Origin of the sequence: Bradyrhizobium sp. SZCCHNRI3043 (assembly GCF_032377735.1) — a bacterium.
In the GTDB taxonomy this organism is placed as follows: Bacteria; Pseudomonadota; Alphaproteobacteria; order Rhizobiales; family Xanthobacteraceae; genus Bradyrhizobium.
In genome coordinates, this window is sequence record NZ_JAUHID010000012.1 from 1 (window position 1) to 13,469 (window position 13,469).

Sequence of the window (13,469 nt, forward strand, 5' to 3'; positions counted from 1 at the left end):
TGCCGGAGAGCCTGCGCTGCGTCCGGCTGGTGCTGTGGGACGAGTCGCAGCGCCGGCTGGTGTCGTTCCGCGAAGCCAGGATGGCGAGGCGCTAAAGCCCCGGGAATCGTAGGGTGGGCAAAGCGACGCCGTCAGGCGGCGCGTGCCCACCGACGGCGCCGGTGCGTGACGGCGGTGGGCACGGCGCGCGATACTGCGGTGCAAGCCGAGATCGCGGTGGAGCGCGCCTTTGCCCACCCTACGATTGCTTCGCTGCGCCGCTGCGCTCGCAATCAAAGTATGTAGGGCGGATTAGCGGAGCGTAATCCGCCAACGGGCGGCGTAGCATCGTGCGGCGGGTTACGCTGCGCTAACCCGCCCTACGGACTGACAACGCCATCAAAACCCATACAGCCGCGCCGGATTGTCGACCAGGATCTTCTTGCGGATCGCGGCGTCTGGAGCCCACACCGGGAGCTGGTTCATCAGCCGGCCGTCGTCGATCGGATAGAACGGCCTGATATCCGTGACCTTCAATTCGGGATGCGGCGACGAATCCGGGTGGGGCCAGTCGGTGCCCCAGACGATGCGATCGGGGTTGGCTTCGATCAGGGCCTTCGCGAGCGGGATCACGTCCGCGTAGTCGGGGCCGCGGGTCGAGGCGCGATAGGCGCCGGAGATCTTTACATGGGCCTTGCCGCTGCGGACGAGCTCGACCAGATCGGCAAAGCCCGGCTGCCCGAGGCCGAGATCAGCCTGCGCGCCGCCGAAATGATCGAACACGGCCGTCACGGGCGATTGCATCACGAGGTCCTTGATGGCCGCGATCATCGCCGTGTTGGTGTAGAGCTGGACATGCCAGCCGCGCGCCTTCATCCGCTCGACCGCGACATGGAAGCGGGCGCGGCCGACATTGGGGTCGTTGATGCCACCGGTCGCGAGATTGAGGCGGATGCCGCGGAAGCCCTCGGCATGCATGGCATCCAATTGTGCCTCGGTGGTCTTGTCGTCGATGACCGCGACGCCGCGCGCGTCATTGCCGCGCGCCTTCATGCCGTACAGCGTCGCAGAGTTGTCGGTGCCGTAGACGCTCGGCGTCACGATCACCACGCGCTGGATATGTAGAGCCTTGTGCAGCGCCGCCATCTCGTCGGGCAGGGCCGGCTCCGGCGTGTAGACCCGGCTCGCCGCAAACGGAAATTTTTCGGGGTCGCCGTGGATGTGGGTGTGGCAGTCGCAGGCCTGTGGCGGCACGTCGAAATCGACCGGGGTCGAAGGTTGCGCCGGCTTGGCGCGCGCGGCTGTCGTGGTCATCGTCACTCCGGCGGCAAGCGAGGCGAGCAGCAGGCTGCGGCGGTTCAGCATGGCGATCCTTCCCAGGGCTTGGCGCGTGCATTGTGGCTGACGCGCTCATTGTCGATGAAGGGAGCCTGAACCCGCTGTCGTCAGTGGGCAAGAACGAAGTGCGGCATCGCTGTTCGCAGGACGAGAGCGAGACGAGGAAGTCTATGGTGAGGCCGCGGCCGCCGGCCGCAGCAACCGGTCGGAAAGGACCGGTGCTGCCGACCGAACAGATCGGTCTTACTCCTTGACGATGCGCACCGCGCCCTTGGCGGCGCTCGACGCGAACGCCGCATAGGCTTTCAGCGCGGTCGAGACCTTGCGGGCGCGCGTCTTCGGCTTCCAGGCTTGATCGCCCTTCGCCGCCATCGCTGCGCGCCGGTTGGCGAGCTCCTCATCCGACACTGCGAGATGGATGGTGCGGTTGGGGATGTCGATCTCGATGCGGTCGCCGTCCTGGACGAGGCCGATCAGGCCGCCCTCGGCAGCTTCCGGCGAGACGTGGCCGATCGAGAGCCCCGAGGTGCCGCCGGAGAAGCGGCCGTCGGTGATCAGCGCACAAGCTTTGCCGAGGCCCTTCGACTTCAGATAGCTGGTCGGATACAGCATCTCCTGCATGCCAGGGCCGCCGCGCGGGCCCTCATAGATGATGACGACGACGTCGCCTGCCTTGATCTTGTTGGTCAGGATGGCTTCGACCGCGGCGTCCTGGCTCTCCATGACGCGCGCAGGGCCGGAGAACTTCAGGATCGAGGCATCGACGCCCGCGGTCTTCACGATGCAGCCGTCGCGCGCGATGTTGCCGGTCAGCACGGCCAAGCCGCCGTCCTTGGAATAGGCGTGCTCGATGTCGCGGATGCAGCCTTTCTCGCGGTCGAGATCGAGCTCCTCGTAGCGGCGGTCCTGGCTGAAGGCGACCTGCGTCGGCACGCCGCCGGGCGCGGCTTGATAGAAGTTCTTCACGCTCTCGCTCGCGGTCCGGCGGATGTCCCAACGCTCCAGCGCAGCCGCCAGCGAAGTCGAATGCACGCTCGGCAATTCCGTGTGCAGCAGGCCGGCGCGGGCGAGCTCGCCGAGGATGCCCATCACGCCGCCGGCGCGATGCACGTCCTCCATGTGCACGTCGGCCACAGCGGGCGCGACCTTGCACAGGCAAGGGACCTTGCGCGAGAGGCGATCGATATCCGTCATGGTGAAGGGGATTTCCCCCTCATGCGCGGCCGCGAGCAGATGCAGCACGGTGTTGGTCGAGCCGCCCATCGCGATGTCCAGGCTCATCGCGTTCTCGAACGCCTTGAAGTTGGCGATGTTGCGCGGGAGCACGGATGCGTCGTCCTGCTCGTAATAGCGGCGGGCGAGGTCGACGACGAGATGGCCGGCCTCGACGAACAGGCCCTTGCGGTCGGCATGGGTCGCCAGCACCGAGCCGTTGCCGGGCAGGGACAGGCCGAGCGCCTCGGTCAGGCAGTTCATCGAGTTCGCCGTGAACATGCCGGAGCAGGAGCCGCAGGTCGGGCAGGCCGAGCGCTCCATCACCTCGACATCCGCGTCCGACACCTTGTCGTCGGCGGCGGTCACCATGGCGTCGATCAGATCGACCTTGCGCAGCTTGCCCGCGATGTTGACCTTGCCGGCCTCCATCGGGCCGCCCGAGACGAACACGGCCGGGATGTTGAGCCGCATCGCGGCCATCAGCATGCCAGGGGTGATCTTGTCGCAATTGGAGATGCACACCATGGCGTCGGCGCAATGCGCGTTGACCATGTATTCGACGCTGTCGGCGATCAGCTCGCGCGAGGGCAGGCTGTAGAGCATGCCGTCATGGCCCATCGCGATGCCGTCGTCGACCGCGATGGTGTCGAACTCCTTGGCGACGCCGCCGGCCTTCTCGATCTCGCGGGCGACCAGCTGGCCGAGATCCTTCAGATGCACATGGCCGGGCACGAACTGGGTGAAGGAGTTGACGACCGCGATGATCGGCTTGCCGAAATCCTCGTTGGTCATGCCGGTGGCGCGCCACAGGCCGCGGGCGCCGGCCATGTTGCGGCCATGGGTTGATGTGCGGGAGCGATAGGCGGGCATGACGGTTTCCTTAGGCGTTCCTCGGGATCAGGCAATGTTGGTCCGCGGGCGGAAAGGATCCCGACAACCGACGGACGGCAATGATGCGGCGAGGCATACAGCGAAGTGCTTGATGATTCGACCCTAAATTTCGCTGTTCCGGGATGCCCTCCGGGCAGGGCCGGGGCCTCGTGCCGCTCCCGCAGGTTCCGGCCGGCCCCGGTCACGCGTTTGTGGCTACGTCGGGAACAGGAAGGTCGCTTAGATTAGAACGGTCGAGTTTTGTTCGTCCCGGTCTTGTCCCCGAACGTCCCTGCCGCAGCCTCCGCCGCCCGCGCGTCCCATGCCGTCCGTCATCCGCTTCCGCCACCTGCCGACCCTTGCCGCGCTGCTTCTGGGCGTTCCCGGCGCCGCCTCGGCCCATGCCATCATCGTCTCGTCGCAGCCCGCGGCGGGCGGGACCATCGAGACGCAGCCGACACTGATCCGGCTGCGCTTCAACAGCCGCATCGATCACGCCCGCTCGCGGCTGAAGCTGCGCGCGCCCGACGGAGCCGAGCAGGCGCTTACTCCGGCAGCCGACGCGCCTGCCGACGAGATCGACGCCGAGGCCAAGGCGCTCAGCCCCGGCGCCTGGCATCTGCAATGGCAGGTGCTCAGCGTCGATGGCCACATCACCCGTGGCGACATTCCTTTCAACGTGCGCTAGCCGTGTCGCTGTTGCTCGACATCTTCGGCTATCTCTCGGTGGTGCTGCGCGGCCTGACCCTGCTGGCACAGTCCTTCACCATCGGCGGCTTGGCATTTCTGCTGTTGCTGCTGCGCCCGCTACAGCAAAGGCTGTCCGCTGACGCGATCGTGGTCGGCAAACGCGGCCAGCGTTTCCTGCGCCGAAGCGCATTCGGCTGGTTCGCGGTGGTGCTGGCCTCGCTCGCGGTCAACATGGCGGCGCTGATCGGGACGCTCGACCTGTCGCTCGGCGCGGCGGCGAGCGCGGATTTCGCCCGCTCCGACATGGCCGTTGCCGCCTGCGCGCTCGGCATCGCCGTGCTCGCCCGGACCGGCAGTTGGGCCGCCTGGCGCGTCGTGGCGCTGACTGTGCTGACCTTTTCAGCGCTGCTGCTGCAGCTCAACCTGACGCACGCGGCGAGCCGGCTCGAGGTGCGCTGGCCGCTGCTTGCCGCCGACTTCCTGCACATGCTCGGCGCCGGCGTCTGGATCGGCGGCCTGCCGTATTTCCTGATGGCGCTGAACGGCTGCAAGGCGGATGACGATCAGCGCCTGATCGGCCGGCGCTACTCGCTGATGTCGATGGTCTCGGTGGCGGCGATCGTGCTCGGCGGCATCGTGATGGCGATCGCCTATCTCGGCGCGTTCGCGGCGATCTACGGCACCGCTTACGGCGTCATGACCTCGGCCAAGGTCGCGATGCTGCTGATGCTGCTCGCGCTCGGGGCGGCCAACTTCTTCGCCGTGGAGCGGCTGCGCCGTCGCGATCGCGCTGCGCCTCTGCTGCGGATGAAGCGCTTCGTCGAGGTCGAGCTCGGCATCGGGCTGACGGTGCTGCTCACCGCGGGCTCGCTGACCTCGCTGCCGCCGGGCATCGATCTCAGCCAGGACCGGCTGAGCTGGCAGGAGATCGTCGCGCGCGCCGCGCCGCAATGGCCGCGGCTGACGAGCCCCTCGGTCGACCAGCTCACGATCTCGCAGCTGCAGGCCAGGATCGATGCCGCCGACGCGCAGCGCGTGACCGCGCCGCAGGCCTATGTCCCCGGCGAGGGCGTGATCCTGCCGCGCAGCGCCGCCGACATCGCCTGGTCGGAATACAACCACCATTGGGCGGGCATCTTCGTCGTGCTGATCGGCGTGCTCGCGCTGATCGAGCGCTTCGCCTGGGGCCGCTGGGCGCGGCACTGGCCGTTGCTGTTCCTGGGGATGGCGGCGTTCCTATTCCTGCGCGCCGACGAGATGGCCTGGCCGCTCGGCCCGATCGGCTTCTTCGCGTCGCTGCGCGATCCCGAAGTGGCGCAGCACCGGCTGTTCGTGGTGCTGATCATTCTGTTCGGCCTGTTCGAATGGCGGGTGCGGCTGCGCGGGCAGGCGGCGGGCCGGGCGGCGCTGGTGCTTCCGCTAACGGTCGCCGCCGGCGGCGCGCTGCTGCTGACGCATTCGCACGCCATCGCCAACATCAAGGACCAGCTCCTGATCGAGATGAGCCACACGCCGCTGGCGCTGTGCGGCATCACCGCCGGCTGGGCGCGCTGGCTCGAGCTGCGCCTGGACGGCCGCATCAGCCGTGCCGCCGCCTGGGTCTGGCCGGTGGCCTTCGTGCTGGTCGGGCTGATCCTGCTGGATTATCGCGAGGCGTAACGAGCCTCACTCCTTCCGCAGGAATACGTAATCCGCGGAATAGGCGACGCTGCGGAATTGCCCGGCGGTGTCGCAGGTGCCTTCCAGCTTGCCGCCGGCGGTGTTGATCCGCTGCACCGTGGTGACGTCGGAGAGCACGCCCTGAGCGCCGCGGTGAGAAATGACGGCGAGCTTCAGCCAGGGAATGTCGTTGTCGGTGGCGCCGATGGCGGTGCCTTGCACCCGGCCGCCGACGATCGAGCCGTCCTGATGCTCCCAGCTCGGCCCGGCATAGTGCCGGCCGACGGTCTTGCCGTCCGCGAACAGGGTGGCAATCGGCTCACGGAAGGTCCAGGCGAGCTTGCCGTCCTTGTCGGTCTTGCAGTCGTAGACCTGCGCGCCTTCGGCATGCAGCGTCAGCACGGCCTTTTCGCCGGCGGCGACCAGCGCATCGGGAATCGTGGTCTCCGCGGCGTGGGAGGAGCCGATCTGGGCACCGAGCAACAGCAGGGCGAGCGATGAGGTCAAGCGCATGATCAGGTTCCTCGACGGCAGGGGAAAACGGAAACGGGCCACGCTGGTGGCGCGGCCCGTTGATAGGTGACGAAACCAGAAGGCGAAAGTGGGGAAATTTACGCCGCCATCGCCTTGGTCAGGTTTTCCGCGATCTTGTCGAGGAATCCGGTGGTCGACAGCCAGCGCTGGTCGGCGCCGACCAGGAGCGCGAGGTCCTTGGTCATGTAGCCGGACTCGACGGTGTCGACGCAGACCTTCTCCAGGGTGGCGGCGAACTTCGCCAGTTCGGCATTGTTGTCGAGCTTGGCGCGGTGCGACAGGCCGCGGGTCCAGGCGAAGATCGAGGCGATCGAGTTGGTCGAGGTCTCCTTGCCCTTCTGGTGCTCGCGGAAATGGCGGGTCACCGTGCCGTGGGCGGCCTCGGCCTCGACGGTCTGGCCATCCGGGGTCATCAGCACCGAGGTCATCAGGCCGAGCGAGCCGTAACCCTGGGCCACGGTGTCGGACTGCACGTCGCCGTCATAGTTCTTGCAGGCCCAGACATAGCCGCCCGACCACTTCAGCGCCGCGGCGACCATGTCGTCGATCAGGCGGTGCTCATAGGTGATCTTCTTGGCCTCGAACTTGTCCTTGAACTCCTTGTCGTACACCTCCTGGAAGATGTCCTTGAAGCGGCCGTCATAGACCTTCAGGATGGTGTTCTTGGTCGACAGGTAGACCGAATAGTTCTTGGCGAGGCCCATGTTGAGCGAGGCGCGGGCGAAGTCGTAGATCGACTCGTCGAGGTTGTACATCTCCATCGCGACGCCGGCGCCGGGCGCCCTGAAGACCTCCTTCTCGATCACGGTGCCGTCGTCGCCGACGAACTTCATCGTCAGCACGCCCTTGCCGGGGAACTTGAAGTCGGTGGCGCGGTACTGGTCGCCATAGGCGTGGCGGCCGATGATGATCGGCTTGGTCCAGCCGGGAACGAGGCGCGGCACGTTCTTGCAGATGATCGGCTCGCGGAACACGACGCCGCCCAGGATGTTGCGGATGGTGCCGTTCGGCGACTTCCACATCTCCTTGAGGCCGAACTCCTTCACGCGCGCCTCGTCCGGGGTGATGGTGGCGCACTTGACGCCGACGCCGACCTTCTTGATCGCGTTGGCGGCATCGATCGTGATCTGGTCGTTGGTCTTGTCGCGGCTCTCCATCCCCAGGTCGAAATACATCAGGTCGATATCAAGGAAGGGGTTGATCAGCTTGTCCTTGATGTACTGCCAGATGATCCGGGTCATCTCGTCGCCGTCGAGCTCGACGACCGGGTTGGTCACCTTGATTTTTGCCATGATCGATGGGGCCTCTTGGGAACAGCGCGCCAGGAGTGGAAAGCGCTTGTGAAATCAAGCGCGTCATAGCACTGCTGCACCGCGGGCGGAAGCGCACCCGGTATGCGCCCGGTGCCGATTTTCGCAGCCCGCTCATGCGGTGGGCAACGGCGGCTGCCGGCCGGCCTGCAGGTTCGAGCAAACCCTAAAATTCTTGGCTAAGCCGATTATTTTGCTTGAGAATTCTCCCCGGTCAGGTCAACGGAGCGGGCAGGGCGCGCCGCGGGCGCTTCAACCGGATTCAGAGGGCGAGGATTGAGCGTGTCGGGCACCGACAAGACCAAGGTGGGATTGGAGATTGCAGGCCCGGTGGTGATCCTGGTCGAGCCGCAGCTCGGTGAGAACATCGGCATGGCGGCGCGCGCCATGGGCAATTTCGCGCTGTCCGAGCTGCGCCTGGTCAATCCGCGCGACGGCTGGCCGAACATCGCCGCCCAGCGGGCGGCCGCCGGGGCCGACCACATCATCGATCATGTCCGGCTGTTCGACACCCTGCCGGAGGCGATCGCCGACCTCGACCTCGTCTTCGCGACCACCGCCCGCGCCCACGACCAGGCCAAGCCGGTGACGGGGCCGGAAGCGGCCGCCCGCGAGATGCAGGGCCAGATCGCCGCTGGCGGCCGGGCTGGCATCCTGTTCGGCCGCGAGCGCGCGGGCCTGACCAACGAGGAGGTCGCCCGCGCCAACCGCATCGTCACCTATCCGGTCAATCCAGGCTTTGCCTCGCTGAACCTCGCCCAGGCGGTGCTGCTGATGGGCTATGAATGGTTCAAGCTGGTCACGTCAGGCTCGCTGCCGTTCGCGATGCCGGAGCGCTCCGAGCGCGCCTCCCAGGATCAGATGGAAGCGTTCTTCGAGAACCTGGTGCGCGAGCTCGACCGGGTCGAATTCCTGCGGCCGGCCGAGAAGCGCGAGACCATGCTGGTCAACCTGCGCAACATCTTCTTCCGCATGGAGCCGTCGCGGCAGGACATCCACACCCTGCACGGCGTGGTCATGGCGATCGCCGAGGGGCGCAAGGGGCCGGCCAAGGGCGGCGTGCTCGACAGCGAGCAGGCCACGCGTCTGCGCGCCCTGATCGCCGAGCAGGGCACGGTGGCGAACCTGCCGGATTCGCGCGGCTCGCTGCGCGGGCTGGCGCGGCTGCTCCGCCGCAACCCGACCGACGCCGAGCGCGCGCTGTGGCACGCGCTGTCGCGCGACCGCCGCTTCGCTGGCCAGTTCAAGCGCCAGACCCCGGTCGGCCGCCACATCCCCGACTTCGTCTCCTTCATCCACCGCCTGGCGATCGAGCTGGTGGGCCCCGACGAGAGCGAGAGCGTCGTCGCCGACCGCAGCGCACGGCGGGCGTGGCTGGAAAGCCGCGACTACCGCGTCACCGAAGTGAAGGCGGCGGATGTCGAAGGGAATCTCGAGGCCGAGCTGGTGCGGCTTCAGGCGCTCATCGCCGAAGCGAAGTAGCTGACGGTCGCATTGCCGGCTGCATGGCGCCGACTGCCAGCTCCCCGCGTGAGCGCAATCGCCGATTGAGCCGTCGCGTGGCTCACACCGCCGTAGCAGTTGATCCAAACATCCAGGGCAGGCCGAGTCTGCGATCCCGTTTACACCGGCTGAAGGATGATTTGCGATCGCAATTCCAGATTGTGGTTTGCCCGATCGGTTTTGGTTAGATCGCAGCACAAAGAGCAAGACCAAGGGGGCATTCATGACTACGCGACGATGGCGCTCGTTTCTGTGTTGTGCGTTGATCATCGGTTCGATCTTCGGCTTGTCGGCAAGTGCCCACGCAGCCGGCGCGAAGCGGTGCACGACCGCGGCCGATCTCGGCGCCGAAGAGCGCATTGCCGGTTGCACCATGGTGATCGAGCACGGCAAGCCGGCGACGCCGCTGGTGATCGAGGCCCGTTTCGCGCGCGCCGGAGCCTATTTCCGCAAGGGAGACGTCGAGCATGCGATCGACGACTACAAGATCGTCATCGAGCAGTCCTCGGCCGGTCTTCTTGCCGCATTCGATCGCGCCGCTCCTGATCTGCGCGAGAGCGAGCCGCAGCCGGGGTCGGGTTTCGGGCGGGCGTTCGGGCGCAACGGCTACCGGGCGCAAGCCTATCGCGCGCTGGGGATCGCAAGCTTCCAGGCGGGTCTTCTGGAGCAGTCGCACGACGATTTCAGATGGCTCAGCGAGATCGATCCCCACAATGCCGATGCGGCCCTGTGGCTGGATCTGGCCCGCCGCCGCGCCGGCCTGCCGAGCGAGCTCGCCGACCACGCGAAGCGGCTCGACATGGGCAAATGGCCGGCCCCGATCGTCCGTCTCTTCCTCGGGCAGGAGACGACAGAGGCTGTGCTTGCGGCGGCCGACCGTGGTGCTCCCGCCACGCGCAGGGCACGGCGTTGCGAGGCGAGCTTCTTCGCCGGCGAGCTGATGCTCGACCAGAGTCGTGAGCGTGATGCCATGCAATTGATCGACCGCGCTCTCGCCGAGTGCCCGTGGACATCGCGCGAACGCTCGGTCGCCGAGGCTGAGGCGCGCGCGCTCCGCGTCATGCCGTAGGCCTCCTGCGTCGCTCGCGCGGGAAGAACGGATCGGCGCGGCGATCGCGCCGCGACCGGATCCCCGGCCGCATGCTTAACGCGCACGCGCGCATTTGAGTGAAAATGCCCGGTCAAATCCGCACGGCGCGGGTTACGGAACGCTCGGGTTCGAACGCTATGATCTGCGCATTGCCCTTTCATCGTTGCAACTGTGCGGCCTTTCATCATGAACGAAACCAGATCGGTGTTGCGGGACCTCGAGGATGCGATTGCGCGGGGAACCGCCGACAGCCGCGAGCGCGCGCTGTGGCATGCGACCGACCTGCTGATCGCGGGGCGCTACTGCGAGGAGGAGATCGCCACCTTCGGCGAGGTGATCGGCCGGCTCGCCGACGAGATCGAGATCGAAGCGCGCGCCAAGCTTGCGGATCGCCTCGCCAGGATCGAATATTCGCCGGCCAGCGTCATCCGCAAGCTGGCCTTCGACGACGAGATCTGGGTCGCCGGTCCAGTGCTGCGCGAGTCCGAGCGGCTCGATGACGCCACGCTGGTCGAGAACGCCAGCACCAAGAGCCAGGACCATCTGCTCGCGATCGCCGAACGCCGAACGCTGAGCCCGGCGGTGACCGACGTGCTGGCCACGCGCGGCAACCGTGACGTCGCCACGGCGGTGGCGCGCAATCAGGGCGCCCAGTTCTCCGGTGCCGGTTTCCTGCACATGGTCCAGCGAGCAGAGAACGACTCGATCCTCGCCGAGCATCTCGGCCGGCGGCTCGACATCCCGCGCCACCTGTTCCAGCAACTGATCGCCAAGGCCTCGGACGATGTCGGCAAGCGGCTGGCCGGGGAGCGGCCGGAGCTGCTTGGCGAGATCAGTAGCTCGGTCGCCAACATCGCCGGCGACCTGCAGTCGAAGTTCGGCCCCGGCTCGCGCAACTACTTCGTCGCCAAGCGCACCGTGACGATCCAGCATCGCCTCGGCAATCTGCACGAGAGCACCATTGCCAGCTATGCGACGGCACACAAGGTCGAGGAGGTGACGATCGGCCTCGCGCTGCTGTCGGGACTGCCGGTCGACGTCGTCGAGCGCGCCTTGTTCGACCGTAACCGTGAGATGCTGCTGATGCTCGCCAAGGCGCTTGGCTTTACCTGGGATACGATGATGGCGCTCGCCTTCCTCGGCGCCCGCGAACATCGCATCACGGCCGGCGAGCTGCAGGAGCTGGAGCGCGACTATGCCAAGCTCCAGTCGCAGACGTCGCGCAGCGTGCTCGAATTCTATCAGTCCCGCAAGAATCCAGGCAAAGGCGGCAAGGCGTCCGCGCCGCGCGCCGCGGCGTATTGAACCTGCAGCGACGGACGGAGGTGATCGCGGATGAGCGGCATGGGATTTCCTCTTCGCGGAGAGCAACGGCTCGGCCATCGCGAGGCGCCTGCGGACGGCGCGGCAGTCGATGCGGCCTGGCATGTGCTCGAAGCGGCCAACGAGCTCGGCGACGAGGCTGCGGTCGCCGCCTGCCGCCGCGTGATCGATTCGAGCCTGAACGGCGCAGTCGCGGATCAGGCCGACGTGAAGCTTGTGACAGACTACTTCCGTTAGTTCGATTGATGGCTTTGCACGGGCGCTCCGCGGCGTCACGAGTTGACAGCTCCGTCCTCCCCGTCCATTCCGCCGTCATTCCGGGGCAATCGCCAACGCGCTTGCGCGTTGGCGATTGAATCCGGAATCTCGAGATTGTGAGGAATGGACGCAAGACAAGATAGAGCTTCCAGGTTCAAGGCCTGCGGCCTTGCCCCGGAATGACGGTGGGTGGGACTCAGGGCGAGCAGGCCGCTTCACACAGCGGCGAGCTGCGTGTCCGGCTTGCCGAGGCGCTTTCCCGTCTTGTGCTTCGCCGGCTCGATCAGCGCCTTCGCGGCCAGCCCGGCCGTGTCCGCGACCTCGGGATTGCGTGACACCATCGCCGCCACGATCGCGCCGTCGATCAGCAGTGCGAGCTGATGCGAGAAGCTCTCCGGCTCGGCAGCGCCCATCTCACGGGCGAGCTTCTCGATATGCGCCAGCACCACTTTCTTGTGGCGCATTGCAATGGTGCGAAACTGCTTCTGGTCCTTGTCGTGCTCGCCGACTGCATTGATGAAGGGACAGCCGTAGAAGCGCTCCTCGCCGAACCAGCTCTTCAGCGCCGGAAAGATGCGTGCCAGCTTGGTCTCGGCGTCACCGCCGCCGCTCTCCATTTCCGCGATGAACCATTCACGCCACTGCTTGCCTTCGCTTTCGAGCACGGCTGTGACGAGCGCGGTCTTCGATCCGAACAGCTTGTAGAGCGTGGTCTTCGCGGTGCCCGCCTCACTGATGATCGCATCGATGCCGGTGGCATTGATGCCGTTCTTGCAGAACAGCCGCGTGGCGGCGCCGAGCAGACGGCCGCGCGCGGATTCGTCATCGCTGGCCGCGATCGTCCTTGCGATCGCCTGCTTCTTGCCGGTTTGTTTGCCCGCAGCTGACTTGCCCATGTGTACGAGCTTAATCGCTGTGCGCGTGAGTCAGCAAGGCTGCTGATGCGGTCGAGGCAGCGTTGCGCTCAATTTGATCGCTGGAGGCGGCATTCTGCATCGCGCTTGGGCAGCGGCTGGGTCGTGGCGGGGCGCTGCTCGCCACCCTGATCGCGTAAGCCGCGAGGATCATTCCGGCTTTTGATTTTCGGCCTCTCTGGCACGCTTCGTGCAGGATACAGACCGTTCGGTATCCTCATCCCAGGGAGAGAAATGAGATGACCGCTGTGGTTCAGAAGACGGCGCTGACGGGCTGCCTCGCACCCATCGACAAGAACGGGCTCGAACAGCTCATCGTCAACGGCAAGGCCAACCCCAAGGTCATCAAGACCCTGAAGTGCAAGACCGTGGCGGAAGGAAAGTTCCGCCACGCCAACTACATCCGCAACCTCGCGCCCTACATCGTCGACGAGCCGCCGGGCCTGCTCGGTGACGACACCGCGCCCAATCCGTCGGAGGCCTCGCTGGCCGCGCTCGGCTCCTGCCTTGCAGTGGGCCTGCACGCCAATGCCGTGCATCGCGGCTGGACCGTCAACAAGCTCGAGCTGGAGCTCGAGGGCGACCTCAACATCACCGCCGTCTGGGGCACCGGCGACGTCAGCGAGAAGCCGGTCGGCTTCACCGACGTGCGCGTCAAGGTCGACATGGAGTGCGAAGGCATTTCCAAGGAGGAGGTCCAGGCCCTGGTCGACCACGTGAAGAAGTGGTCGCCCGTCGCCAACACCTTCACGCGGCCCGTCAATCTCGAGGTCGGCGTCTGAGCCT

The 13,469-nt window shown here is 66.5% G+C and carries 12 protein-coding genes; 7 read left to right on the top strand and 5 right to left on the bottom strand.

Features of this window, described 5'->3' with window-relative positions; all coding sequences use genetic code 11:
- Positions 1-378 precede the first annotated feature (378 nt).
- Positions 379-1,344, bottom strand: a complete 966-nt coding sequence (locus QX124_RS21795) for an amidohydrolase family protein (protein WP_315798239.1) — start codon at positions 1,342-1,344, stop codon at positions 379-381.
- A 216-nt stretch (positions 1,345-1,560) separates the two neighbouring features.
- A complete protein-coding gene (ilvD, locus tag QX124_RS21800) occupies positions 1,561-3,402 on the bottom strand; it encodes a dihydroxy-acid dehydratase (RefSeq protein WP_315737333.1) in 1,842 nt (613 codons plus the stop codon).
- Positions 3,403-3,724: 322 nt separating this feature from the next.
- On the opposite strand from ilvD, the gene QX124_RS21805 reads away from it, so the two are divergent.
- Complete coding sequence (locus QX124_RS21805; RefSeq protein WP_315737334.1) at positions 3,725-4,090, top strand: copper resistance protein CopC; 366 nt, start codon at positions 3,725-3,727, stop codon at positions 4,088-4,090.
- Positions 4,091-4,092: 2 nt separating this feature from the next.
- Positions 4,093-5,751 (top strand): copper resistance D family protein, encoded by a 1,659-nt coding sequence (locus tag QX124_RS21810; RefSeq protein WP_315798240.1) that lies wholly within the window; start codon positions 4,093-4,095, stop codon positions 5,749-5,751.
- A 6-nt stretch (positions 5,752-5,757) separates the two neighbouring features.
- Here QX124_RS21810 and QX124_RS21815 read toward each other — a convergent pair whose 3' ends face one another.
- Complete coding sequence (locus QX124_RS21815; protein ID WP_315737336.1) at positions 5,758-6,264, bottom strand: DUF3455 domain-containing protein; 507 nt, start codon at positions 6,262-6,264, stop codon at positions 5,758-5,760.
- A gap of 98 nt (positions 6,265-6,362) precedes the next feature.
- On the bottom strand, positions 6,363-7,577 hold the full coding sequence (locus QX124_RS21820) for an NADP-dependent isocitrate dehydrogenase (protein ID WP_315759047.1): 1,215 nt from the start codon (positions 7,575-7,577) through the stop codon (positions 6,363-6,365).
- A 300-nt stretch (positions 7,578-7,877) separates the two neighbouring features.
- On the opposite strand from QX124_RS21820, the gene QX124_RS21825 reads away from it, so the two are divergent.
- The 4 genes from QX124_RS21825 (at position 7,878) to QX124_RS21840 (ending at position 11,748) form a co-directional block, all read left to right on the top strand.
- Positions 7,878-9,077, top strand: a complete 1,200-nt coding sequence (locus tag QX124_RS21825; RefSeq protein ID WP_315798241.1) for a TrmJ/YjtD family RNA methyltransferase — start codon at positions 7,878-7,880, stop codon at positions 9,075-9,077.
- A gap of 307 nt (positions 9,078-9,384) precedes the next feature.
- Positions 9,385-10,167, top strand: coding sequence for a hypothetical protein (locus QX124_RS21830; RefSeq protein ID WP_315737339.1), 783 nt, complete (start codon positions 9,385-9,387; stop codon positions 10,165-10,167).
- Positions 10,168-10,374: 207 nt separating this feature from the next.
- Positions 10,375-11,493 carry a DUF2336 domain-containing protein gene (locus tag QX124_RS21835; protein ID WP_315737340.1) on the top strand — a complete coding sequence of 373 codons (1,119 nt, stop codon included), beginning with the start codon at positions 10,375-10,377 and terminating at the stop codon, positions 11,491-11,493.
- Between the two features lie 39 nt (positions 11,494-11,532).
- A complete protein-coding gene (locus tag QX124_RS21840) occupies positions 11,533-11,748 on the top strand; it encodes a hypothetical protein (RefSeq protein WP_315737341.1) in 216 nt (71 codons plus the stop codon).
- A 236-nt stretch (positions 11,749-11,984) separates the two neighbouring features.
- On the opposite strand, the gene QX124_RS21845 is transcribed toward QX124_RS21840, so the two are convergent.
- On the bottom strand, positions 11,985-12,665 hold the full coding sequence (locus QX124_RS21845) for a TetR/AcrR family transcriptional regulator (protein ID WP_315737342.1): 681 nt from the start codon (positions 12,663-12,665) through the stop codon (positions 11,985-11,987).
- Between the two features lie 257 nt (positions 12,666-12,922).
- On the opposite strand from QX124_RS21845, the gene QX124_RS21850 reads away from it, so the two are divergent.
- On the top strand, positions 12,923-13,465 hold the full coding sequence (locus QX124_RS21850) for an OsmC family protein (RefSeq protein WP_315737343.1): 543 nt from the start codon (positions 12,923-12,925) through the stop codon (positions 13,463-13,465).
- Positions 13,466-13,469 lie beyond the last annotated feature (4 nt).

Coding starts and splice junctions, on each gene's coding strand:
- QX124_RS21820 (WP_315759047.1), bottom strand. CDS start 7,577: ATGGCAAAAATCAAGGTGACCAACCCGGTCGTCGAGCTCGACGGCGAC.
- ilvD (WP_315737333.1), bottom strand. CDS start 3,402: ATGCCCGCCTATCGCTCCCGCACATCAACCCATGGCCGCAACATGGCC.
- QX124_RS21840 (WP_315737341.1), top strand. CDS start 11,533: ATGGGATTTCCTCTTCGCGGAGAGCAACGGCTCGGCCATCGCGAGGCG.
- QX124_RS21835 (WP_315737340.1), top strand. CDS start 10,375: ATGAACGAAACCAGATCGGTGTTGCGGGACCTCGAGGATGCGATTGCG.
- QX124_RS21845 (WP_315737342.1), bottom strand. CDS start 12,665: ATGGGCAAGTCAGCTGCGGGCAAACAAACCGGCAAGAAGCAGGCGATC.
- QX124_RS21805 (WP_315737334.1), top strand. CDS start 3,725: ATGCCGTCCGTCATCCGCTTCCGCCACCTGCCGACCCTTGCCGCGCTG.
- QX124_RS21850 (WP_315737343.1), top strand. CDS start 12,923: ATGACCGCTGTGGTTCAGAAGACGGCGCTGACGGGCTGCCTCGCACCC.
- QX124_RS21795 (WP_315798239.1), bottom strand. CDS start 1,344: ATGCTGAACCGCCGCAGCCTGCTGCTCGCCTCGCTTGCCGCCGGAGTG.
- QX124_RS21815 (WP_315737336.1), bottom strand. CDS start 6,264: ATGCGCTTGACCTCATCGCTCGCCCTGCTGTTGCTCGGTGCCCAGATC.